The organism is Streptomyces sp. NPDC014870 (genome assembly GCF_043081505.1).
Lineage (GTDB): Bacteria > Actinomycetota > Actinomycetes > Streptomycetales > Streptomycetaceae > Streptomyces.
Genome location: NZ_JBIBWQ010000017.1, coordinates 1 through 23,700, shown reverse-complemented (window position 1 = coordinate 23,700; position 23,700 = coordinate 1). Strand labels below are relative to the sequence as shown.

Genomic DNA, 23,700 nt, shown 5'->3' with positions numbered 1-23,700 from the left:
GGGCGTGGGAGGCACGGGTCGACACAGTTCCCCACTCTAAGCGCCGTGTCAGACTGCGAGGATGCGACGCCTGTTCCCTGTGACGGACATGACAGCCACGACCGCCGGCCCCGCCACCGGGACCGCGGGCCCCGCCACCACCGGCGGCGGCGCCGGGACCGCCGTGCCGGCGGTCGACGACACGGGCCGGGAAGGGGCGGTCGGGTCGTCCGTCACGCAGGCGGTCGGCGTGGACGCGCTCCGTGACCGGGAGTGGTCCCTCGACGAGCTCGCCGACGCCTACGCCTACCCGGACCTGGCCCCCGGCGAGAGCTGGCTGCGGGCCAACATGGTCTCCTCGCTCGACGGCGCGGGGCAGCACGACGGCCGGTCCCAGCCGCTCTCCTCGGACGGCGACATGCGGATCTTCGGCACCCTGCGCGGTCTCGCCGACGTGATCGTCGTCGGCGCGCAGACCGTGCGCCAGGAGGGATACCGCCCGGCACGCGCGCGTGAGGCCTTCGCGGCCCGCCGGGCGGCCGCCGGGCAGGGTGTCGCGCCGGTGATCGCCGTGGTCAGCGCCTCCCTCGACCTCGACTTCACGCTGCCGCTCTTCACCGAGCCCCTGGTCCCGACCCTCGTCCTGACCGGTGCGGCGGCGCCCGCCGACCGGGCGGCCGAGGCCCGGGCGGCCGGGGCGGAGGTGGTGATCGCGGGCGACGGGACCGGCATCGAGCCGAGCCGCGCGGTCGCAGCGCTGGCCGAGCGGGGGCTCAGGCGGCAGCTGACCGAGGGCGGTCCCCGGTTGCTGGGCCAGTTCGTGGCGGCGGGGGTGCTCGACGAGATGTGCCTGACGGTCTCGCCGACCATGACGGCGGGCAGCGCGCAGCGTATCGCCGGAGGGCCGTCGGTGGCCGTCCCGCAGCGGTTCGACGTGGCGTCCGTGCTGGAAGAGGCCGGGTTCCTCTTCACCCGCTACCGTCGGATCTGACAGTCGGCGGAATTTGTCGTTCCGGTTAGCTTCCGCTGGGCACACTTACCCCCGTAGACCCCGTGCGGGCACGGGGAAGGATGGTTTCCGCAGAAGGGCTCCTGAGGTGTTCACAAGCGTTCTGATGATCGAGAAACCCCTCACGTCCGTCGACGTGGAATTCGTCACCACCCTGCACGGCGACGAGGACGTGTCCTTCATCGTTCTGATGCAGCCCCGTGGTGACCAGGCCGATGTACTGCTGCGCGCCATCGACGACGTCGCCATGGGCGAACTGAAGGAAGCGACCCGCGAGGGCGAGGAGCCGGAGGGCAAGGCGGCCCGAGGCCCCGCCGAGCAGGCCCTGGAGTACTCACTCCAGGGGCTGCGGAACGCCGGCTGCGAGGCGGTCGGACAGGTGGTCGAGGACCACCCCCTGGACAGGATGAAGTCCGTGGTCGACGAGTCGGAGGCGGACGAGGTCATCGTGCTGACCGCCCCGCACTACGTGGAGGAGTTCTTCCACCGGGACTGGGCGTCACGGGCCCGTCACAAGGTGGGCGTGCCGGTCCTGAAGCTCTTCGCGCACAGCGAGGCGGAGAGCGCCTGAGCCTGAGCCGAGCCCGAGCGATCGGACGCCCGGGCACCTGGACATCCAGGTGCCCGGGCGTCGTGCGTCCGGGGCGTCCGGCGTCCGGGCCTCCGGCGTCCGGGCCTCCGGCCTGCGGCGTCCGGGCGGACACGGCGGGGGCGGGGCGGGGCCGTCGGCCGGGGGCTGTCACAGGGAGCCACTAGGCTGGGGACCTCCTGTACGTCGTCCCCCGGGGAGAACACTCATGGCACCCGCCATCCCTGCCGCCATGGAACGGCCGCACTTCATCGGCATCGGCGGTGCCGGAATGTCGGGCATCGCCAAGATCCTCGCCCAGCGCGGAGCCAAGGTCGCCGGGAGCGACGCGAAGGAGTCCGCGACCGCCGAGGCGCTGCGCGCGCTCGGGGTCACGGTGCACATCGGGCACGCCTCCGCCCACCTCGCCGACGACGCCTCCGCCGTGGTCGTCTCGAGCGCCATCCGCGCCGACAACCCCGAGCTGGCCCGCGCCGCCGAGCTGGGCATCCCGGTCGTCCACCGCTCCGACGCGCTCGCCTCCCTCATGGACGGCCTGCGCGCGATCGCCGTCGCCGGTACGCACGGCAAGACCACGACCACCTCGATGCTGGCCGTCGCCCTCACCGAGCTCGGTCTCGACCCCTCGTACGCCATCGGCGGCGACCTCGCGGGCCCGGGCACGAACGCCCGCCACGGCGACGGCGAGGTCTTCGTCGCCGAGGCGGACGAGAGCGACCGCAGCTTCCAGAAGTACGACCCCGAGGTCGCGATCGTCCTCAACGTCGAGCTGGACCACCACGCGAACTACGCCTCCATGGACGAGATCTACGAGTCCTTCGAGGCCTTCAGCGCCAAGATCCGCCCCGGCGGCACCCTCGTCGTCGGCGAGCACGCGGGCGCGCGCGAGCTGGCGCGCCGTGTCGCGGGCCGGCAGGACCTCCGGCTCCTCACGGTCGGCGAGTCCGCGGACTCCGACGCCCGGATCCTCTCGATCACCCCGAAGGGCATGGCCAGCGAGGTCGTCGTCCTCCTCGACGGTGTCGAGCACACCTTCACCGTCTCCGTCCCCGGCCGTCACTACGCGCACAACGCCGCCGCCGCCCTCGCCGCCGGCTCCCGTGTGGGCATCGACCCGGCGGAGCTGGCCCAGGCCCTCACCGCGTACACCGGTGTCGGCCGCCGTCTCCAGCTCAAGGGCGAGGCGGCCGGTGTGCAGGTCATCGACTCGTACGCACACCACCCCACCGAGATGACCGCCGACCTGGAGGCCATGCGCGGCGCCGCCGGGGCCGCCCGCCTCCTGGTCGTCTTCCAGCCCCACCTCTTCTCCCGCACCCAGGAGCTCGGCAAGGAGATGGGCGACGCCCTGGCCCTCGCCGACGCCTCCGTGGTCCTGGACATCTACCCGGCCCGCGAGGACCCGATCCCCGGCATCACCAGCGAGCTGATCATCGCGGCCGCCCGCGCGGCGGGCGCCGACGTGACGGCCGTGCACGACAAGGGCACGGTCCCGGACGTCGTGGCGGGAATGGCCAGGCCCGGTGATCTCGTTCTGACGATGGGCGCGGGCGACGTCACGGACCTCGGTCCCGAGATCCTCGCCCGCCTGTCGAGCTGAGGAGCATGTGATGTCGTCGTACGAGGTCGAGAAGCCGGACGAGCAGTGGCGTGCGGAGCTGACCCCGCAGGAGTACCAGGTCCTGCGCCAGGCGGGCACCGAGCCCGCCTTCCGGGGCGAGTACACGGACACGAAGACGAAGGGCGTCTACTCCTGCCGGGCGTGCGGCGCCGAGCTGTTCACGTCGACGGAGAAGTTCGAGTCGCACTGCGGCTGGCCGTCCTTCTACGACCCGAAGGAGAGCGAGGCGGTCGAGCTGATCGAGGACCGCTCGCACGGCATGCTCCGCACCGAGGTGCGGTGCTCGCGGTGCGGCTCGCACCTGGGCCATGTCTTCGAGGGCGAGGGGTACCCGACCCCGACCGACCAGCGGTACTGCATCAACAGCATCTCGCTGCGGCTGACGCCGGACGAGGGCTGACCAGCCGCCCGTTTATTCGGTGGAGGTCCCGGCGAGGCGCTGTCAGGGTGTGGCGCATGACGTCGCACCACGCAGAGCGGCTCCTGACCGAGCTGCATGCCTCGCTGGGACTGCGCAGACGACCCGAGGACGTGGCCCAGCTCGTCTCCGACCTGTTCACCGCCCTCGGGGCCGACCTCGACCCGGCCACCGCCAACGCCCTGGACACGGCCACGGCGAACTCGCTGCGCAGCCTCTGGCACGGATACACCTCCATGCGCGAGGACTTCGCCCGGCCGGTCGGCGCGCAGCGCCAACTCGGCCGGGCGGCCACCCTGTTCAGGAGCGTGCCGGAGCTTGCGACGGAGGCCGGTGACGACCCCGCGCGCATCGAGGCGGTGATCCGCCGGGCCGGCGAGGAGATCGGGCGGGCGTACGGCGAGAACGACTTCGGCATGGACCGGCTCAACCGGGAGGAGCGGGCCGGGGCGGGCATCGGCGAGCTGTCGAAGCGTCAGTACAACAAGCGCTTCCGGCTGTTGCGCCGGATGGAGGCCAAACTCGCCCGGGTCGTCCACGAACAGCGGCGGCGCGAGGTCACGCTGACCGGCAAGGGCGCGATCGCGCACACCCTGCCGTACGAACGGTTCGCCGCCGACCCCGGCAGGAGCGCCTTCGTCGCCTACCTCACCGCGCGCGGGTACATGCGGAGCATCTTCACCAACGGCAAGCAGCGCCGCCCGTACGACGAGGTGGCCGACGCCCTGTTCCAGCGGCTGCGCGCGGAGCCGGAGCGGACCGACTGGTACGTCGTGGCGCACGCGTACCCGACCGAGGAGGTGCTCGGCCACCTCACCGACCAGGAACTCTCCGAGCTGCTCGCGCGCTGGAGCCGCTTCCTGCGCGAGGTCGCCGGACAACTGGAGGACGCCTGGAACCGGTGCGCCCTGGAGCGCGACACGATGATCGTCCGCCCCGGCAACGACTCCTCGACCTGGAACCAGGCCGCTCAGGCTTGGAGCACCGCCCGCGCCCACTGGCTCGCGCTCCTCACCGAACTGGGGCGGGAGGACTTCCTCGACCGCGTCTGCCCGGGCAAGGTGCCCCGGCTGATGGCCGCCGACGTGGCCTACTGGCACCGGAAGACCAAGGGCGGCCTGCACCCGGACACGTACGTGTGGGCCGAACTGCCGCTGCCCTGGGAGGTGTTGCGTGGAGAGGCGGAGTGCCCGCGCGCGCTGGTCGAGCAGGTCTGCGCACGCCACGGCGTCGACCCGGTGGCCGGCGGCTGGACCGCGCCACGTCCCGCCGCCGAGCCGGCCCGGTTCCGGCGCACCCCCGAGCTGGTGCACGGTGTCCAGGTCGCCGATCCGCTGATGGCGAGCGCCCTGCGCTCGGCCGGTGTCTTCTCGGGCAAGGGGCAGCGGGCGGTGGCGAACGAGTGGCTGTGAGCGAGTGGCTGCGACGACCGGGCCCCGCCGGGGGAACGGGCGCGCGGAAACCGGTTGACCCACGCGGCGCGCTCCGATGAGGATGGGCGCGGCGGCGAGGAAGCTCTGCGGAGGAGCGCCCGGCTCGATCTCCGGGTGGACGTAGGTTCGAATCCTGCCCTTGCCGCCGCCCCGACTCCCCTTCACCCGAGGTGGACGCGTGACCACCCCCGCCACCACCGCTGTGCACGTCGTCTACGCGCACCCCAGTGAGCGCGGCTTCACGCGCGAGGTGCTCGGCGCCTTCCTCGACGGACTGGCCGACGCCGGTCGTCCGTACACGGTCTCGGACCTCTACGCGATGGACTTCCGCTCGGAACTCACGCGGGCCGAGTACGAGCGCGAGTCCGGCTACGACGCCGAGGCGCCCGTTCCCGATGACGTCGCCGCCGAGCAGGCCAGGCTCGCCGCCGCCGACACCTGGGTGTTCGTCTACCCGGTGTGGTGGGCGGACTGTCCCGCCCGGCTCAAGGGCTGGTTCGACCGCGTCTGGACGGTGGGGTTCGCCCGCCGGACCGTGGGCGAACCACGGCTCGTGGAGAAGGCCCTGGTCCTCTGCACGGCCGGGTACGACATCGCCGAACTCGAAGCCTCCGGCTGCTACCGGGCGATGCGGACCGTCATGCTGACCGACCGGATCGGCGAGCGGGCGAGGACGAGCGAGTTCGTGCTCCTCGGCGGCTCGGCGAGCGCGAGCGCGAGCGCGAGCGGCTGGCAGGTCCTCAAGGCCGAACACCTGGCCCGGGCGAAGGCGCTGGCGCGTTCGGTCTGACGATCACGGGTGCGGGGATCGCGCCTCGGCCCTGGGGGAGGCGCTCCGCGGCTGCTCGGTGGTGCGGCCCGCGCGCCGTCGGGCGATGTCGCCGACGGCGAGGGTCAGGACCCCCGCGAGCAGGCCCCAGAACGTCGAACCGATGCCGAAGAGCGTGAAGCCGGACGCGGTCGCGAGCAGTGTCACCACGGCCGGTTCGCGAAGGCGGTCGTCGCGGAGGGCCGAGGTGAGGGAACCGGCGATCGTGCCGAGCAGCCCGATGCCCGCGATCCCCAGGACGAGGGCGGGCGGCATCGCCGTCAGCAGCCAGCCGACCGTTCCGCCGAAGAGGCCGACGAGCAGGTAGAAGACCCCCGTCCAGACGCCGGCGATGTAGCGCTTCCTGGGGTCGGGGTGGGCCGCCTCGCCGCTGCAGATGGCGGCGGTGATGGCGGCCAGGTTCAGACCGAAGCAACCGAGCGGCGCCAGCACGGTGTTGACCGCTCCGGTCCACGTCAGAATGGGCGAGATCGGCGTGGAGTAGCCGGCGTTGCGGAGCACGGCCACGCCGGGAAGGTTCTGCGACGCCATCGTCACGGCGAAGAGCGGAAGACCGACGCCGATCAGGACCTGCCAGTCGAACTCGGGCCGTACGAAGGACGGTTCGGCCAGCGCGAGCTCGAATCCGTCCAGCTTCCACGAGCCCTGCCACGCCGTCGCCGCGATCCCCACGGCGAGCGCCCCGACGACCGCGTAGCGGGGGAACCAGCGGCGGCCGGCGAGATACGCCAGGAACATGGGGACGGCGATGAGGCCGTTCCGCTCCATCTGCGTGAAGAGTTCGGTGCCGAACTGGAGCAGCACCCCGGCGAGCAGCGCCGAGGCGAGCGGATCCGGGATCCGGTTCATGATCCGTTCGAACCAGCCGGTGACCCCGCTGATCACGATGAGCACGGCGGAGAGCAGGAACGCCCCGACCGCCTGAGCCATCGTCACGCCCTGCAGGCCGGTGGCGAGCAGCGCGGCGCCCGGCGTCGACCAGGCCGTCACCACCGGGGCGCGGTAGCGCAGCGAGAGGCCGATGCAGGTGACCCCCATCCCGATGCCGAGGGCGAAGACCCACGAGGTGAGCTCGGCGGAGGTGGCCCCCGCGGCCTTGGCGGCCGTGAAGACGACGGCCACGGAGCTGGTGACGCCGATGAGCACGGCGAGGAACCCGGCGGAGACGGCGGTGGCCGGTGCGGCGGATCGCAGGTGTCGTATGAATGCCATGGCCTGGGCATCCTGGCACACCGATTGCCGGGCGCCCGCACGGTTTTCCACAGGTCTGGACGCTCACGCGGCTGACCCCGCGGGCGACGGCCGCCCGGCGACGGTGACCGACATGGGCAAGGCCCAGGGGTGGCTGCGCCGCGGGAGGCGCTGACCTTCCCTCGCCCCCGAGTTCGCCGGTCTTTTCCTCAGCGACATCGCGTTGTTGATCTCCCGTCACTCAAGTGGCAGAAGTCACATTTTGCTTTGACTGGTGTGACCGAAATGGTGGCGAATGACGTAGTCATAGTCCGTGGACCGGCCAACTTGCCCCTCCCTAACGTCACGTGGCGGCACGTGATGATCACGTGGCGATCGCGTGAGGATCAGCGGGAGGGGCGGGGATGCATCGGCGGGGGGACACACGCGTGCGGTCGAGAGTCGCACGAACGGGGACTGCTTGGGGTGTGGTCGGGGCGCTCGTCGCAGCTGCCCTGGCCGCGGGGGGCGTGCACGCACGGTCGGCCGTGGCAGCCGTCCGTGCGGCGGAGACGGCCCCGCCCGCGGGAGCACCGGCGGCACGGGACGAGGACTCGGCCATCGCCGAGGCACACCGAACCGGCAAGAAGGTCGAGGTGCTCTCGCTGCGGGGGGAGAGTCGCGACGTGTTCGCGACCCCGGACGGTTCGCTGGAGGCCCGGGAACATCTGCGGCCGGTCCGGACCAGGGTGAACGGGGCGTGGCGGGACGTCGACACGACCCTGGTGTCGTCGGGTGCCGGGATGGTCGCGCCGAAGACCGCGTCGGTGGGTCTTGAGTTCTCGGCGGGGGGCGAGGGCCGCCCGCTGGTTCGCCTCCGGCGCGCCGGCCGGACGCTGGAGCTTTCGTGGCCCGGCAGGCTCCCGGCTCCGGAGCTTCGGGGCGACACCGCCACGTACGTGAACCTGTTGCCGGACGTGGACCTGCGGCTGGCGGCTCAGCCGGAGGGCTTCACGCAACTCCTCGTGGTCAAGTCCGCCGTCGCGGCCAAGGACCCGAAGCTGGCGAAGCTGCGGATGGGTATGGCCGCGAAGGGCATGAAGGTCGAGGAGACCGCGCAGGGCGGCTTGCGGGCCACGGACGCCGGCGCGGGCGGCACTGTCTTCGAGGCGGCCACACCGATGATGTGGGACTCCAGCGACGGCCCTTCCACCTCTCGCGCTTCCACGACCCTCGCTGACGGAAGCCGAAAGGGCGCGGCCTCCGCCGAGCCGGCGGCTGCCGAGTCGGGCAGGCTGGCGCCGGTCGGTGTGGAGCTCCCCAACGGTGGAAAGGAGCTGGTCCTCACGCCTGACGCCCAGGTGCTGGCCGGCCCTGGCACCGAGTACCCCGTCTACATCGATCCGCAGTGGTACTCGCCGAAGGCGACCGCGTGGACGATGGCGTCGAAGTACTGGGCCTCGTCCCCGCAGTGGAAGTTCAACGGGGAACCGGACGCCGGGATGGGTTACTGCGGCTGGGCCTACTGCCAGCCGCATGACACCAAGCGGCTCTTCTACCAGTTGCCGACCTCGGCGTTCGCGGGGAAGACGATCCTTTCGGCCGAGTTCGTGGTGCGCAACACGTGGTCCGCGTCCTGCGACCCGTACAGCGTCGAACTGTGGAAGACGAAGGGGATCTCCACGTCGACGACGTGGAACTCGCAGGACAACGACGACTTCTGGATCAGTCGCATCACCAGCTCATCCTTCGCCCACGGCTATGAGGGGTGTGCTGCCAAGGACGCCGAGTTCGATGTGAAGTCCGCGATCCAGCAGGCGGCCAACAGCAGTTCCTCCACCGTCACCTTCGGTCTTCGGGCGGCGAGCGAGCTGGAGAAGTACGCCTGGAAGCGGTTCTCCGACGACGCGTTCATCCGGGTGAACTACAACCGGCCGCCTCATCAGATCAAGACCTCCCAGCTCACGCAGGACCCGGGTGGCTCCTGTGGCTCTCCCAGCAACCCCAAGCGGGTGCGCTCCGTGCCGAAGCTGTCGGCGAACGGCGTCACCGACCCGGACAAGGACAGCGTCGCCGTACAGTTCAACGCCTTCTGGGACACGGGCGACGGCAAGGGCTTCGTGGCGCGGTGGACCTCGGCGCGTACGACGTCGAAGGCGTCGGGTTCGTCCTTCACCCTCGCCATGCCGTCCACGATCCCGCAGAACAGGACGATCGGCTGGTCGGCCAGGTCGTGGGACGGGGCGCAGTGGTCACCGTGGTCATCGGCCGGATCGGCCACGACTTGCTCCATGATCTACGACGCGTCCGTACCGAGCGGTCCGGCGATCACGTCGCCGCACTATCCGCAGTCGGACCCGGAGAATCCGAACGACCCCTGGGTCGACGGTGTGGGCCGCTATGGCCAGTTCACCTTCGATTCGGCTTCCACGGACGTCGTGAAGTACTGGTACGGGATCAACGGCGACCCTTCGAGCAAGCTGACCGTGACGACGACAGGAGGCGCCGCGCAGACCGTGAAGACGATGCCGACCAAGCCCGGCGTCAACTTCGTCACCGCGCAGGCCTTCGACGCGGCCGGGAACGGCAGCGAGATCCGCACCTTCCAGTTCCGCGTGCGGTCGGGACAGCCCGACCGGCTGTCCTGGCCCCTGGACGAACCGGCGGGCGCCACGAGCGCCACCGGCCGGGGTGGCGCTTGGCCCGCCAAGCTGTACGGCGGAGCCAAGCCCGGGGGAGAAGGCGTCCTGGGCGCGGGTGGCCTGACGCTGGACGGAACGGACGACTACGCGGCGAGTGACGCCCCCGTCCTCAACACCGCCAAGAGCTTCTCGGTGTCGGTGTGGGCGAAGGTGACCTCGACGCGGCCGGAGTTCGGATCGGTCGCCGTCTCCCAGATGGGCCTGACCCGCTCCGCCTTCGAGCTCTACTTCTCGTCGTCCCGTCAGGGCTGGGTGTTCGTCCGGCACGAGACGGACACCCGGTACCCCGCGGTCGCCCAAGCCGCGCAGCCGGCCTGCGCGAGCGGTGACACCCAGTGCGTCGCCTCGAGGTTGAACGCCTGGACACATGTCGCCGCCGTCTTCGAGAACGCCCCGAAGCTGATCAAGCTCTATGTGAACGGCCAGTTGGTGGGAACGGCCCCCTTCGACGGACCGTGGGACGCGCGCGGCCGCACGATGCTGGGCGCGACGGACGTGGCCGGCTCGCTCAACAGCTTCTTCGCGGGCAGCCTCGACGAGGCGCAGCTCTTCGACTACTCGCTGAGCGACAGCCAGGTGGGCCGGCTCGCGACCAAGCAGCCCGTGGACACGGGCCGTCCCGCGAAGCTGCTCTGGCCACTGGACGAGACGGCCGAGGCCACCGAGGTCACCGGCTTCGCCCAGCCGGTCGACGCCGGATTCCGGGGCGGTGTCACAGCCGGAGCGCCCGGGATCGTGGGGGCGGCACTGACCATGGACGGCGCCGACGACTACGCCACCACGGGGCGGCCGGTACTCGACACCTTCCAGAGCTTCGCGGTCTCCGCGTGGGTCAGGCTGCCGAAGGACAAGGAGAACCGGACCATGGTCGCCGTCGCCCAGAGCGGCAGCGCGGGCAGAGGGTTCGAGCTCTACCACTCCTCCGCCTGGGGCGGCTGGGTCTTCGGCCGCTCCGGCAGCGACAGCCCTACGGCGCCGCCGACCCGGGCGACCCAGTCGGGCTGCCCCGACACGGTCAGTTGCCTGGGATCTTGGACGCACCTGGTCGGCGTGAACGACTACGACACCTCCGAGATGCGCCTGTACATCAACGGGGTCCTGGCCGACACCGTGCCGTTCACCACCCCCTGGGCCGCGGCGGGCCCCGTCACCCTGGGGGCCCTGCCGACTTCGACCGGATCCACCCTCAACCACCTCAGGGGCGACCTCGACGCCGTGCGGCTGTACGACCGCGCGATCTCCGACGACGAGATCCGCCAGTTGTTCAAGCAGAACCCGACGGTCACCGGCCGCTGGAAGTTCGCCTCGCCCCAGGGGACGGCCACGCAGTCCCCGAACGACGTGAGCACCGCCAATCCCCTCTCCCTGGTCGGTGGCGCGACGACCGGTGAGGGCTGGGTGGACGGCGGTCTCCACATGGACGGAGTCGACGACCACGCGGTCTCGGCGGCCACCCCGGTGGACACCGGGGCGAGTTTCTCCGTCACCGCATGGGTGCAGGCGGCCGCCGTTCCGACCGAGGCCACGACGCTGATCAGCGTCTCCGGCACCCACCAGAACGCCTTCGCGGTGCGGTACCTGCCCGATGCCGCGCCCGGCGGGCCGGGCGGCTGGCAGATCTCCACGTCCTCCGCGGACGGCTCGGGCGCTGTCCAGACCTCCGTCGCCAACCGGCAGTTCTACCAGCCGACAGAGTGGAACCACCTGGCGCTCGTCTACGACGGATTCGCCCGGCGGCTGTCTCTGTACGTCAACGGCGAGCTGGAGCAGAGCACCTGCGCGGACGACGACGCCGATGGCGCGCCGGATGTCCCCACCTGCGCCGCCAACGTCTCCTGGGCGGAGAACACCGTCACCTACAAGGCCGTCGAGCCCCTCTGGATCGGGCGGCCGAAGTCTGCGACCGGCAAGCACTGGTCCGGAGTCGTCTCCGACCTCTGGACCTTCCAGGGCAGCCTCACCGAAGCCCAGGTCAGGCTGCTCGCAGTCGGCCAGCCGGGCATGCCGAGCACGGTTCCCGCGGGCTGACCCCTCCTCGAGCGTTCAAGACGAAGGACGACATGAACGGGATGAACGGCATATCAAGAACGCGATCCAGAGGCTGGTGGCAGCGGGTCGCGCTGACCACGGCCCTGGTCACGATGGGCTCGCTGCTCACCGGGGGCGGCGGCGCCGCCGTGGCCGTCGACGACGGCCGGGGCCGGCCGGGGCTCCCGGCGGCGGAGCGGGCCCTGCCTGGGACGTCCGCCCGAGTGAAGCCCCGCAAGGTGTCGCAGGAAGCGCGAACCCCTGGCCAGGCGCCCCGCGAGGCCTGGCCGAAGGCCGTCACCGCCGTACTGAAGCTGCCCGCGGTCACGAAGAGTGCCCGAACGGCCGCGGCGGCTCCGGTGAAGGCCGCCGGCCTGCCGCTGACGCTGACGGGCAAGGACGGCGGTGGAGACGTGACGGCCCGGGTCCTGGGCCGCGCCGAAGCGCTCAAGGCCGGGGTCAACGGCCTCGTGTTGACGCTGCGACGCGAGAACGCGGTCGGCAAGCCCGTGGAACCGGTGCGGGCGGAGGTCGACTACTCCGGATTCGAGGGTGCCTTCGGAGGTGGCTACGCCTCCCGCCTGACCCTTGTCGAGTTGCCGGCCTGCGCGCTGACGGAGCCGAAGGCCGCGAAGTGCCGCGTCGCCCGGCCGGTGGAGTCCGTCAACAACACGGAGACGGCCACCCTGTCCGCTCCGTCGCTGCGCATCGCGTCCGGGCAGGCGACCGTACTCGCCGTGGTGGCGGCGGAATCGGCCGGTAGCGGCGACTACAAGGCGACCACCCTCGCCCCGTCCGCGACCTGGCAGACCAATCTGAACACGGGTGACTTCAGCTGGTCCTACGGCATGCCCGTGCCCGAGGTACCCGGCGGACTGAAGCCGAGCATCGGGCTCGGCTACTCCTCCGCCGTCATGGACGGCCGTACCGGCGAGACCAACAACCAGTCCTCCTGGGTCGGCGGCGGGTTCGACCTGTGGCCCGGCTACATCGAGCGCCGCTACAAGCCGTGCGCGGACGACGGAGTGGAGAACGCCGACGGGTTCAAGCCGGGCGACTCGTGCTGGGCCTACGACAACGCCTTCATCAGCTTCAACGGCAAGGGCGGCGAACTGGTCCCCGTAGGCAACGCCGAGTTCAAGCTCCGCACCGACGACGGCACCCGGATCAAGAGGCTGACCTCGACCGAGCGCGCCAACGGTGACGGCGACAACGAGTACTGGGAACTCACCGACCCCTCCGGTGTGCGCTACTACTTCGGCTACCACCGCCTCGACGGCTGGTCGGCGGGGAAGCGGACCACGAACTCCACCTGGACCGTGCCCGTCTTCGGTGACGACTCGGGTGAACCGTGCCACTCCTCCGACTTCGCGAGCTCCTGGTGCCAACAGGCCTGGCGCTGGAACCTCGACTACGTCGTCGACCCGCGCGGAAACGCCATCGCGTACTACTACACCCCGGAGACGAACTCCTACGGCCGCAATCTGAAGGCCGCGGACGACACCCGCTACACGCGCGGCGGCCACCTCGACGAGATCGAGTACGGCCTCAACGCGTCGTCGGTGTACACGGCGAAAGCGCTCGGCAAGGTGTCCTTCACGAACGCCGAGCGCTGCCTGCCCGACGCGCAGACCACCTGCTCCAGCATCTCCACCGACTCCGCCCACTGGTACGACACCCCGTGGGACCTCAACTGCGACGAGGGCACCGACTGCGACCGAGGCCGTTCCTCGGCCTCCTTCTGGACGCGCAAGCGACTCACGGAGGTCGCCACCCAGATCCTGAGCGGTGAGACCTACCGGAAGGTCGACTCCTGGAAGCTGACCCACCGCTGGGGCATGGCGGACGTCAACTACCAACTCCTCCTCGATTCCGTCCAGCACACCGGCCACACCGCGACACCGGCGATCACCCTGCCGAAAACCACCTTCGCGTACACCCAGTTGGCGAACCGGCTCGACAAGACCGGCGACGGCTACGCGCCCTTCATCAAGGAGCGGCTGTCCACGATCGCGGACGAGTACGGCGGCCAGACGGACGTCGACTACTCCGCCCCCGTGTGCGATTGGTCGACGCTGCCGACCCCGCAGACCAACACCACGCGGTGCTTCCCCCAGTACTTGGGGGGAAGCATCACCGATGACCCCGAGCTGCAGTGGTTCAACAAGTACGTGGTGGACTCCGTCACGACCACGGACCGTACGGGCGGTTCGCCGGATCAGGTGACGACCTACGCCTACCTGGGGCCGGCCGCCTGGCACTACGACGATGACGACGGTCTGACGAAGGAGAAGTTCAAGACCTGGGGTCAGTGGCGAGGCTACGGACACGTGCGGGTCAAGACCGGCGGCCAGGGCGGCGACGCGGCGATGAGGTCGCAGTCCGATTCGTACTTCCTGCGCGGGATGGACGGCGACCGCGAGACCCCGAGCGGCGGCACGAAGAACGTCACCGTGGCCCTCGCCGCCGGTGAGGGCGCGTCGATCACCGACCACGAGGCGTTCGCCGGCACCCCGTACAAGACGGTCACGTTCTCCGGCAACGGCGGGAAGATCCTCGCCAAGACGGTGAAGCGCCCCTGGTATCACGAGACAGCGAAGAAGATCCGCGACTGGGGCACGGTCACGGCCAACTTCCAGGGCATCGGGCACTCCAGGTCCTGGACCTCGCTCGACGACGGGGCGGGCGCGTCCTGGAGAAGCACGTCCGTCTCCACCACGTACGACACCGTGGCGGGCCGGATCGCGGCGGTGGACGACCTGGGCGACGACTCCGTCGCCTCGGACAACCGATGCACCGTCACGACGTACGCCACCAACACCGGCAAGAACATCCTCACGCTGCCCGCTCGTGTGGAGACCGTCGCCGCGTCGTGCGGCGCGCCCGTCGACCGCTCCAAGGACGTCATCTCCGACGTCAGGTCCGCGTACGACGGCGGAGCCCATGGCGCCGCGCCGACCAAGGGCGACGTCACGGCGACAGCCCTGCTCAAGAAGCACGACGGCACCACCGCCACCTACCTCGAGTCCGGCGCGACGTTCGACGGCTACGGCCGGGTCCTCACCACGACCGACCTGACCGCGAACGTCACGGTGACCGGTACGTCCGCTCCCGTGCGCACCGCGCGCACGGACGGCCGGACCACCACGACCGTCCGGACCCCGGCGACCGGGTTCGTCACCAAGACGACGACGACCACGCCCCCCGTTAAGGAGGGGGACTCCACCACCGCCCTGGTCAGCCATGTCACCTTCGATCCCGCCCGCGAACTACCGCTGACCCGCACCGACGCCAACACGAAGGTCACGACCTTCACCTATGACGCGCTCGGTCGCTCGGCGAAGATCTGGCTCGCGGACCGCAACACGACCCAGACACCCAGCTACGCGTTCGACTACCTTGTGGAGGACAACCAGCCCGTCGCCGTCGCCACGAAGGTGCTGGGACCCGGTGGTAGCCAGATCACGGGTTACACCCTCTACGACGGATACCTGCGGCCGCGTCAGACACAGGAGCCCGGCCCCGACGGCGGACGCCTCCTCTCCGACGTCTTCCGCGACGAACGCGGCCTGACCACGAAGACCTTCGACACGTACTACACGATCGGTGCGCCGTCCCGAACCCTTTTCAAGCCCGAGGACGCCCTGGGGGTCGAGACCCAGTCCCGTACGACGTACGACGGCATGGGCCGGCCGGTCCTGACGGAGGACGTCGCCGGCAACGGCGACGGTGGCGCGGTGCTCGGCACCACGCGCACCCTCTACGGCGGCGACCGTGTGACCGTCATCCCGCCCGAGGGCGGCACGGCGACCACCACCGTCAGCGATGCCCGGGGTCGGACCACCGAGCTGCGTCAGCATCACACCCGGTCGGAGAGTGCCGCCTACGACACGACGCGATACGAGTTCACCCCACGGGACGAACTGGCGAAGCTGACCGATCCGGCAGGGAACAGCTGGCTCTACACGTATGACCTGCTCGGCAGGCTCACCGCCACCGCCGACCCGGACAAGGGACCCAGCACGCGGCATTACGACGACCGCGGTCAGCTGACCTCCCAGTCCGACGAACGCCCCGTCGACCTCCACTACCTCTACGACGGGCTCGGACGCCGGACCGAACTGCGGGAGACCGGCCCCACCGGCACCCTGCGCGCCAAGTGGGTGTACGACACGGTCAGCGGCGCGAAGGGGCAGCTGGCCGAGTCGACCCGCTACGTCGGCGGCAACGCCTACACCAGCAAGGTCGTCGCCTACGACCGGCTGTACCGTGCGACGCGCACGAGCGTGACGATCCCGGCGGTCGAGGGTACGGCGCTCGACGGCACGTACGTGTCGACGACCTCGTACAACGTGGACGGGACACTGAGCGGGGTCGGGTTCCCGGCCGCGGGTTCGCAGCCCGCTGTCACGACCGCGTTCACCTACGAGAACCAGACCCTGCGGCCGATCGCGCTCACCGGCAGCCAGGGCATCGTCGCCACCACCAGCTACAGCCTCACCGGCAAGCCGCTGCAGCACGAGCTCTCCAACGGCGCGGGAAAGAAGGTCTGGGCGACCAACACGTACGAATGGGGTACCCGTCGGCTGGCGACCTCTCGTGTCGACCGCCAGGACGTGCCGGGTGTCGACAGGCACGACACGTACCGCTACGACCAGGCCGGCAACATCCTGTCCGTCTCGGACGTCTCCCGGTCGGGCACGGACACCCAGTGCTTCACCTACGACCACCTGCGTCGCATGACCACGGCCTGGACGCAGCCCACCAGTGGCTGCGCCGCAGCGCCCAGCGGCCAGAACGTGGGTGGCCCCGAGCCGTACTGGCAGTCGTACACCTACGACAAGGTGGGCAACCGTCTCACCGAAACCCTGCACGACCTCACGGGCGACACGGCGAAGAACACCCTGCGTACGTACGCCTACCCGGCACCGGGCTCGCCGCGTCCGCACGGAGTGACCTCCGTCAGCCAGACCGGGCCGGGCGGTACCGCGCAGGACACGTACGGCTACGACGTCACGGGCAATACCGACCGGCGGACGATCGCCGGCACCTCGCAGGCGCTGGAGTGGGACGCCGAAGGCCATCTGGCCAAGGTGACCAAGCCGGTGGAGGGTGGGCGCGACGATGTCACCGAGTACGTCTACGACGCCGAGGGCAACCGGCTCGTCTCCCGTACCGCGAAGGAGACCACCCTCTACCTCGGCGCCACGCTGGTCACCGTGGCCAAGGGCAGCACGACCGCGAAGGCCACGCGCACGCTCGACCTCGGAGGTGGGCATCAGGCGGTCATCGAGGACGACGGCTCGGTGTCGTTCACGATCGCCGATCACCAGGGGTCGGGAGAGTTGGCGATCGGAGCGGCGGACCAGCAGCTGACGCAGCGTCGTACGCTCCCCTTCGGTGGTATTCGTGGTTCTCGGCCGAGCAACTGGCCGGGCGTGCGGGGCTTCGTCGGAGGGGTGGACGACTCCGAGTCCACCGGGCTCCAGCACTTGGGCGCACGGGAATACGACCCGGCGACGGGCCGGTTCCTCTCCGTCGACCCGATCCTCGCGCCGTACGACCCCCAGTCCCTGAACGCCTACGCCTACGCCAACAACAGCCCGCTGACCTTCAGCGACCCCGACGGGCTGATGTGCCTCCACGGCTCACCGGGCGGCGGGGCCGACGGCATCTGCGCGGGCGTACCGGGAGACACGGACGGCGTCGTGGGGCCGGGCTCCAACAACTGCCCGAGCAATCACCCCTGCAACAAGGCGGCCGAGCAGATGGGCCAGGAGGCGATCAAGAACGGCACCTACGGCCAGAAGCCGATCGTCATCGCGCCCAAGGGCGACTCGTACACAGTCCAGGGCGTGTACATCCCGACCCAGGCGGAGCTCGCCCGGATATTCCCCAACTACTCGGAGCGGGTTTCCTACGCGGCCAATCTGCAGAGCTGGGCCCGGGCGAAGCACTGCACGGGGCTGGAGACCGCGGGCTCGGACTTCTGCGCCGCGATCGGCAAGCTCGGATGGTTCGGCAGCCAGGAGAGCCCGGGCATCCTCGAACTCCTCGGTGTGGCCGACTATGTCGGCTGCTACCAGGGCTCCGGCAGCGCGTGCAAGGCGGCTGCGGTGGACCTCGCCGTCGCCGCGTTCACCGGGATGCTCGGCAAGGGCGCGAAGGTCGTCTTCAAGGCGGCCAAGGCGTCCATGAGGAAGGGGGACGTCGTCCCCCTGGAGTGCCTCGTGGGAGCCGGCCGCCTGCACAGCTTCACCGAGGGAACCCTCGTCCTCATGGGGGACGGGTCCACTCGGGCCATCGAGGACATCGCGATCGGTGACCTGATCGTGGTCACCGACCCGGAGAGCGGCGAGACGACGACGCGCCGGGTCGTCGCCACCATCGTGACCGAGGACGACAAGGACTTCGTCGACATCACCGTGGCCGGGAAGGGCGTCGCCGCTGCGGGTTCCCTGACCTCGACGACGACGCATCCGTTCTGGTCACCCTCCGAGGGGGCTTGGGTGGATGCCGGCACCCTCGAACCGGGTATGACGCTGCGCACCGTCGACGGCAGTGGCGTTGCGGTCGAGGCGACGCGCGAGTTCACCAAGCGGCAGCGTACGTACGACCTCACGATCGACGACATTCACACGTACTACGTCGTGGCGGGCAGGGCGCCGCTCCTCGTCCACAACGCCAACGAGCCGTTCGACTGGAACAAGGGTCTCGAAGAGCTCAAGGAGAACTGGGATTCCGGTGATCTGGACGACGACGGCTACCACGCGCCGCGCGGCAACCAGGCCGAGAACAAGGAATTCCGGGACGCGTTGAAGGAGATCGAGCATGGCCTCGGCCGTGAGGTGACCTCGGCGGAGCGGCGCACTCTGCACGAGCGCATCACCGGCCGGGGTTACGGTTACCACCGCATCGTCCAGGAGGGTAGGGGGTTGTTCGGTGGCTGCTGAAGTCGAAGGTGGCGAGATCGCCCGGATGCTGATGGGCGCGGTCGTCGGTTCCGTCGGCAGGGCCGCGGGCATGGGGGTCGTCGAATTCTCCGGCACTCGCGGAGAGGCCGTGATGGTTCATCTCCAGTGCCCCTTCCGCGTCGTGCAGGACGGGAAGATCATCCTCGGATCCGCGGACATGCGGTATGCGCAGAAGGGTGCCGGTGAGGCGGCCTTCGATGAATTCCGGACGGTTTTCGACGCTCGCGCCGCCGTGCTCAACAGAATCCTGGGTGAGCTCGGCCCGTCCGTCGAGGACGTGACCGTCGGTGACGCCGGCGAGCTCACCGTCCAGTGGGCGCCGGGATTCCGGCTCGCGGTGATGCCCGACTGTTCCGGAGCGATGGAGAGCTGGCGGGTGTTCGTCCGTGGCGGTGTCCACCACGGATTCCCGCCCGACGCGCTCTGACGCGCTCGGGTCACCGCTCGGCCCCCTGTCCCGCTTCCTGGAGCAGGGGGCCGAGCGGTGTCTCCCGGCCGGTTCGATCAGGCCCTCGGCTCCAGCAGGTCCCAGCGGGTGCCGTAGAGGTCCTCGAAGACGGCGACCGTGCCGTACGGCTCGTGGCGCGGTTCCTCCAGGAAGCGGACGCCGGCCGCGGTCATCCGGGTGTGGTCGCGGGCGAAGTCGTCGGTGTGCAGGAAGAAGCCGACCCGGCAGCCCGTCTGGGCGCCGACGGCGGACTCCTCCGCCGGGTTCTTCGCCCGGGCCAGGAGCAGGGCCGTGCCGGAGGGGCCGCCCGGCGGGCGGACGACGACCCAGCGGGTGCCGTCGCCGCGGTCGGTGTCCTCGACGAGGTCGAAGCCGAGGGCGTCGGTGTAGAAGGCGACGGCCTCGTCGTAGTCACGGACGACGAGAGTGACGAGAGCGATGAAGGACATATTGCGAGGTTATACGTATGACCGGTCGGACGCCACGCGGTGCGACAATGCACCGCATGGACGCCCAGCTGCTCGCCGAGCTCACCGACCGCGCCCTGCTCCTCGCCGTTCCCGGCCGGCGGCGGATCCTCGGTCTCGCCGGGGCGCCAGGAGCCGGCAAGTCCACGCTCGCGGCGCGGCTCGTCGCCCGGCTCGACGGTCTCGCCGTGCTCGTGCCGATGGACGGCTTCCACCTGGCGCAGCGGGAGCTGGAGCGGCTCGGTCGTGCCGGGCGCAAGGGAGCGCCGGACACCTTCGACGCCGCCGGGTACACCGCCCTGCTGGCCCGGCTCCGTGCCCCCGAGCCCGGGACCACGGTCTACGCCCCCGCCTTCGACCGCGCCCTGGAGGAGCCCGTCGCCGGTGCGGTTCCGGTCGAGCCGGAGATCCCGCTCGTGGTCACCGAGGGGAACTACCTGCTCCACGACGAAGGTCCGTGGGCCGGAGTCCTGCCGCTGCTCGACGAGGCGTGGTTCCTGGAGCTGGACGACAGCCGTCGGGTGCCCCGGCTGGTCGAGCGTCACGTCCGCTTCGGCAAGGACCGGGCCCACGCCGAACGCTGGGTCCACGACTCCGACGAGTCCAACGCCCGACTCGTCGCCCGGGGCAGGGGCCGCGCCCACCTCGTCGTGAGAATGGGCTAACGCGCCCGGCGGGCGTGGTCCGTCGCCGCCTGCGCGAGCGCCCGGACGATCGGGTGCGGGCGGGAGCCGTCGCCCGCGAGTTCCGGCTGGAAGAGCGTGGTCAGAAAGAAGGGATGGCCCGGGAGTTCCGCGATCCGGACCTGGCCGCTCTCGTCCTCGCCGGTGAACCGGAGGCCGTGCGCGCGCAGCGTGTCCAGGTGGCGGGTGTCGGGGCCGTAGTCGCAGTGGTACCGCTCCGTGGTCCGCTCGGCGCCGAGCACCGACTCCGCGAGCGAGCCCGGCGTGACCCGCACCGCCCCCTCGTGGCCGACCAGTGAGCAGGCGAGCGGTGCGATCAGCAGGTCGCCGTCGGCCGCCGAGGGGTCGTTCTCGGCGTGCGCGGCGGCCGTCAGGCCGCACACGTCGCGGGCGAACTCGAGCAGCGCGTGCTGGAAGCCGCCGCAGGTGCCGAGGAACGGGACGCCGTCCTCGCGGGCGGTTCGGATCGCGGCCAGCGCGCCCTCCTCGCTCTCGTACGGGCTGCCCGGCAGCACCCACACGGCGTCGAAGCCCTTCACCGCGCCCGGCGCCTCCGCGTCGCCGGTCGGGATCCAGTACGCGTCGAGGACGAGGCCGTCGCGCTCGGCCAGCGCGTCGAAGAGGGAGGGGATGCGGACATGGGACTTCACATGCGGGGAACGGTCGCCGACGAGGGCGACGCGAGGGGTGTGCGTCGATGTCTGGTTCATGCCGACCATGCTGGTCCGGCGGCCTGGTTCACGTCCAACGATGATTCCTGCACCGCCGATCGCGAACGCTTATGACGTACGGGTGCGTCCGCCGGCGGTGAACACCCGCCCGGCCGGGCCCGGCGCTCACTAGCGTCTCCTTCATGACGACGGCGACGAAGGCAACGACGGCGACGAAGACGACGACAGTGACGAAGGTGACGACGCGCACGGTCGAGTACGCGGCCGACGGCCTCACGATGGTGGGGCACCTCGCGCTCCCGGCCGGAACCGACCGACGGCCCGCGGTCCTGGTCGGCCCCGAGGGGACGGGGCTGAACGACTTCCAGCGCCACCGGGCCGACCTCCTGGCCGAGTTGGGGTACGTGGCGCTGGCCTTCGACATCAACGGCGGACGCTGGTTCTCCGACCCCGAGGAGATGCTGGCCCACTGCCTGCCGCTGCTCGCCGATCCCGGCCGGATGCGGGGCATCGGCCACGCGGCGCTCGACGTGCTGCGCGCCGAGCCGCGCACCGACCCCGACCGGATCGCCGGCATCGGCTACGGCACCGGGGGCGCGATCCTCCTCGAACTCGGGCGCGACGGGGTCGACCTGCGCGCGATCGGGACGGTCAACGCCCTGACCACGGGGCAGCCGGGCGAGGCGGCGCGCATCAGGTGTCCGGTGTGGGCCGGGGTCGGGTCGGAGGACCCGATCATGTCGCCCGCGCAACGGGACGCGTTCGCCGCCGAGATGGAGGACGCGGGCGTCGACTGGCGGCTCGTGGTCTACGGCGGCGCCCTGCACGCCTTCCACCACCCGCCGGTCGACCAGGAGGTGGTCCCCGGCGTCGGCTACCACGCCCGGCACGCGGAGCGCGCCTGGCGTGACGTCGTCGGTCTGCTCGCCGAGTGCCTGCCCGTGACGGGCTCCCCCTGACCCGGCCCCGCTCCGGCCGACGCCGCTCCGGACCCGGACCCGGTCCGCCCGCGGCAGGTGCGTCGAGCACCGGTCGGCCGTCGACCGGGTAGCCTCGCGAGCGCACACATTCGCGGGGGAGTCGTCGCACATGCATCCGATCCAGTTCGAGCTGCCGTACCAGGGCCCGCATCGCGGGGGCCTGCGGAAGCGCGCCACGCACTCGTGGGCCGGGACGGTGGGCGGATTCGGGACGGTCGAGCTGTCGACGCCCGCGGAGGAGAACCTCCATCAGGACCTCGTCGGCGCCTGGGTGTCCGGCCAGGGGATACCGCCCATGTCCTTCCTCGGCGTGGAGTTCCGTGACCGGCCGCGCATGGCCGGCACGACGCTGACCGTCGACGGCTGGAGCGGGAGCCTCAGGCGCCGCCATCTGGCGGTCACCCCGCGCGGCCGGGCGCTGCGCATCGACGTCGCCGGGCGTTCCTACCGCTACCAGGTCCTCGGCACCAAGAACCGGCACGAGCTGCGCCGGGCGGGAGCCGTCCTCACCACGACGCGGTCGAGCTGGCGTTACCCCGAGCGCATCTCGGGGTCCGGGCACGGCGACTACGACGGCCTGGACATCGGCCTCGCGATCCTCCTGGAGGGCGCCTACACCCGCAACCTCTCCTTCAGCGGCGCGCTCTGGTCCTGGCCCGGGCGCTTCCTGAGCCGCCTGGACTTCCCGGACTTCTGATCATGGACCCGCACCACCTCCGTACCTTCGTCACCGTCGCCCGGCTCGCCTCCTTCTCCGACGCCGCCCGCGCGCTCGGCTACACCCAGTCCGCCGTCTCCCAGCACATCGCCGCCCTGGAGAGCGACCTCGGCCTGGCGCTCCTCGGGCGCAGGCCCGTGGCGCCCACGCCGGCGGGGGAGCGGCTGCTCGAACACGCCGGTTCGCTGCTGCTCCGGCTCGACGCCGCCCGCGTCGACCTGGCCCGGTTCGCCGCCGCGCCGCCCGAGACGCTGACCCTCGCGGTTTCCCCGCTCGCCGCGCACCCCCGTACCCTCGCCGCGCTGCCCGCCGTCGGCGTCACCCTGCGGACCCTGCCCCGCGACGAGGTGCCCGCGGCCGTCGCGACCGGAGCGGCCGGCCTCGGCCTCGTCGACGGACCGGCCGCCCCCAGCGACCCGTTGCGGCTGCCCGACGTCGCCCCGCTCACGGCCACGCGCGTCAGCGAGGAGCCGCTCGCCGTGGTCCTGCCCGCCGGGCATCCGCTCGCCGGCCGCCCCGGCCTGCGCCTCGCCGACCTGGTCGACGCCCGCTGGCTCGACGCCCCCGACGCCGGGATCCCGCTCGACCGGCTGCGCTCCGCGCACGGCGGCCCGGCCGGCCAGGGCTTCCGTAGCGCCCTGCGCCACGAGGGCACCGACAGCCGCCTCCTGGGCGCCCTGGCCGCCGCCGGGCACGGGCTGACGCTGCTGCCCCACTCCCTCGCCGCCACGATCCCGGGAGCCGTCGCCGTACCCCTGACCTCCCCGCGTCTCGTCCATCGCGTCGAACTCCTCCACACCGGCACCGAACCCGGTGGCCCGGCGGCGGAGTTGGCCGGACAGCTCACCGCGTAGCGGGAGACACCCCCTAGTTGTGCTTCGTTACGTCGGGTGATCTCGCCTGGTGGTGGGCATCTTTCGACTATGAGGCTTGGGGAGGTGGAACGGCTCCGGGGTGAGTTATCGGAGTTCGTTGCCGATG

16 protein-coding genes and 1 tRNA gene are annotated in these 23,700 nt (G+C 71.1%); 14 read left to right on the top strand and 3 right to left on the bottom strand.

All coding sequences use genetic code 11. The features are described from left to right. The first annotated feature begins 61 nt into the window (after window positions 1-61). The 7 genes from ACF09C_RS36740 to ACF09C_RS36710 all read left to right on the top strand — a co-directional run bounded on the left by ACF09C_RS36740 (window position 62) and on the right by ACF09C_RS36710 (window position 5,839). Entirely contained in the window at window positions 62-970 is a 909-nt protein-coding gene (locus tag ACF09C_RS36740) for a pyrimidine reductase family protein (protein WP_392097958.1), read from the top strand. Window positions 971-1,076: 106 nt separating this feature from the next. Next, the gene (locus tag ACF09C_RS36735; RefSeq protein ID WP_392097956.1) at window positions 1,077-1,559 is read left to right on the top strand and encodes an indole-3-glycerol phosphate synthase; all 483 of its coding nucleotides are present in this window, start codon (window positions 1,077-1,079) and stop codon (window positions 1,557-1,559) included. 226 nt (window positions 1,560-1,785) lie between these two features. Continuing rightward, window positions 1,786-3,177 carry a UDP-N-acetylmuramate--L-alanine ligase gene (murC, locus tag ACF09C_RS36730; RefSeq protein WP_392097955.1) on the top strand — a complete coding sequence of 464 codons (1,392 nt, stop codon included), beginning with the start codon at window positions 1,786-1,788 and terminating at the stop codon, window positions 3,175-3,177. Window positions 3,178-3,187: 10 nt separating this feature from the next. Next, the gene (gene msrB / locus ACF09C_RS36725; protein ID WP_392097954.1) at window positions 3,188-3,598 is read left to right on the top strand and encodes a peptide-methionine (R)-S-oxide reductase MsrB; all 411 of its coding nucleotides are present in this window, start codon (window positions 3,188-3,190) and stop codon (window positions 3,596-3,598) included. A gap of 56 nt (window positions 3,599-3,654) precedes the next feature. Continuing rightward, a complete protein-coding gene (locus ACF09C_RS36720; protein ID WP_392097952.1) occupies window positions 3,655-5,028 on the top strand; it encodes a hypothetical protein in 1,374 nt (457 codons plus the stop codon). 93 nt (window positions 5,029-5,121) lie between these two features. Further along, window positions 5,122-5,194: transfer RNA gene (locus ACF09C_RS36715), tRNA-Ser, on the top strand. Between the two features lie 33 nt (window positions 5,195-5,227). After that, window positions 5,228-5,839: an NAD(P)H-dependent oxidoreductase gene (locus ACF09C_RS36710; RefSeq protein WP_392097950.1), complete on the top strand. Its 612-nt coding sequence runs from the start codon at window positions 5,228-5,230 to the stop codon at window positions 5,837-5,839. A 3-nt stretch (window positions 5,840-5,842) separates the two neighbouring features. On the opposite strand, the gene ACF09C_RS36705 is transcribed toward ACF09C_RS36710, so the two are convergent. Then, window positions 5,843-7,090 (bottom strand): benzoate/H(+) symporter BenE family transporter, encoded by a 1,248-nt coding sequence (locus tag ACF09C_RS36705; RefSeq protein WP_392097948.1) that lies wholly within the window; start codon window positions 7,088-7,090, stop codon window positions 5,843-5,845. A 506-nt stretch (window positions 7,091-7,596) separates the two neighbouring features. Between ACF09C_RS36705 and ACF09C_RS36700 the strand changes: the two genes are divergently transcribed. The 3 genes from ACF09C_RS36700 to ACF09C_RS36690 are packed head-to-tail and all read left to right on the top strand — an operon-like array spanning window position 7,597 to window position 19,179. Further along, complete coding sequence (locus ACF09C_RS36700; RefSeq protein ID WP_392097947.1) at window positions 7,597-11,778, top strand: LamG-like jellyroll fold domain-containing protein; 4,182 nt, start codon at window positions 7,597-7,599, stop codon at window positions 11,776-11,778. Window positions 11,779-11,819: 41 nt separating this feature from the next. Further along, entirely contained in the window at window positions 11,820-18,731 is a 6,912-nt protein-coding gene (locus tag ACF09C_RS36695; RefSeq protein WP_392098076.1) for a polymorphic toxin-type HINT domain-containing protein, read from the top strand. Continuing rightward, entirely contained in the window at window positions 18,721-19,179 is a 459-nt protein-coding gene (locus ACF09C_RS36690) for a hypothetical protein (protein WP_392097945.1), read from the top strand. The genes ACF09C_RS36695 and ACF09C_RS36690 overlap by 11 nt, the downstream gene beginning before the upstream one ends. A 77-nt stretch (window positions 19,180-19,256) precedes the next feature. Here ACF09C_RS36690 and ACF09C_RS36685 read toward each other — a convergent pair whose 3' ends face one another. Further along, window positions 19,257-19,649 carry a VOC family protein gene (locus ACF09C_RS36685; RefSeq protein ID WP_392097944.1) on the bottom strand — a complete coding sequence of 131 codons (393 nt, stop codon included), beginning with the start codon at window positions 19,647-19,649 and terminating at the stop codon, window positions 19,257-19,259. A 47-nt stretch (window positions 19,650-19,696) separates the two neighbouring features. Between ACF09C_RS36685 and ACF09C_RS36680 the strand changes: the two genes are divergently transcribed. Next, window positions 19,697-20,332 carry a nucleoside/nucleotide kinase family protein gene (locus tag ACF09C_RS36680; protein ID WP_392097942.1) on the top strand — a complete coding sequence of 212 codons (636 nt, stop codon included), beginning with the start codon at window positions 19,697-19,699 and terminating at the stop codon, window positions 20,330-20,332. Here ACF09C_RS36680 and ACF09C_RS36675 read toward each other — a convergent pair. Further along, on the bottom strand, window positions 20,329-21,069 hold the full coding sequence (locus ACF09C_RS36675) for a hypothetical protein (RefSeq protein WP_392097940.1): 741 nt from the start codon (window positions 21,067-21,069) through the stop codon (window positions 20,329-20,331). The genes ACF09C_RS36680 and ACF09C_RS36675 overlap by 4 nt on opposite strands. A 179-nt stretch (window positions 21,070-21,248) precedes the next feature. Between ACF09C_RS36675 and ACF09C_RS36670 the strand changes: the two genes are divergently transcribed. The 3 genes from ACF09C_RS36670 (at window position 21,249) to ACF09C_RS36660 (ending at window position 23,573) form a co-directional block, all read left to right on the top strand. After that, the gene (locus ACF09C_RS36670) at window positions 21,249-21,980 is read left to right on the top strand and encodes a dienelactone hydrolase family protein (protein ID WP_392098075.1); all 732 of its coding nucleotides are present in this window, start codon (window positions 21,249-21,251) and stop codon (window positions 21,978-21,980) included. Between the two features lie 130 nt (window positions 21,981-22,110). After that, window positions 22,111-22,698 (top strand): hypothetical protein, encoded by a 588-nt coding sequence (locus ACF09C_RS36665; protein ID WP_392097938.1) that lies wholly within the window; start codon window positions 22,111-22,113, stop codon window positions 22,696-22,698. Window positions 22,699-22,700: 2 nt separating this feature from the next. Beyond that, window positions 22,701-23,573, top strand: a complete 873-nt coding sequence (locus tag ACF09C_RS36660) for a LysR family transcriptional regulator (protein WP_392097936.1) — start codon at window positions 22,701-22,703, stop codon at window positions 23,571-23,573. Window positions 23,574-23,700: the final 127 nt, after the last annotated feature.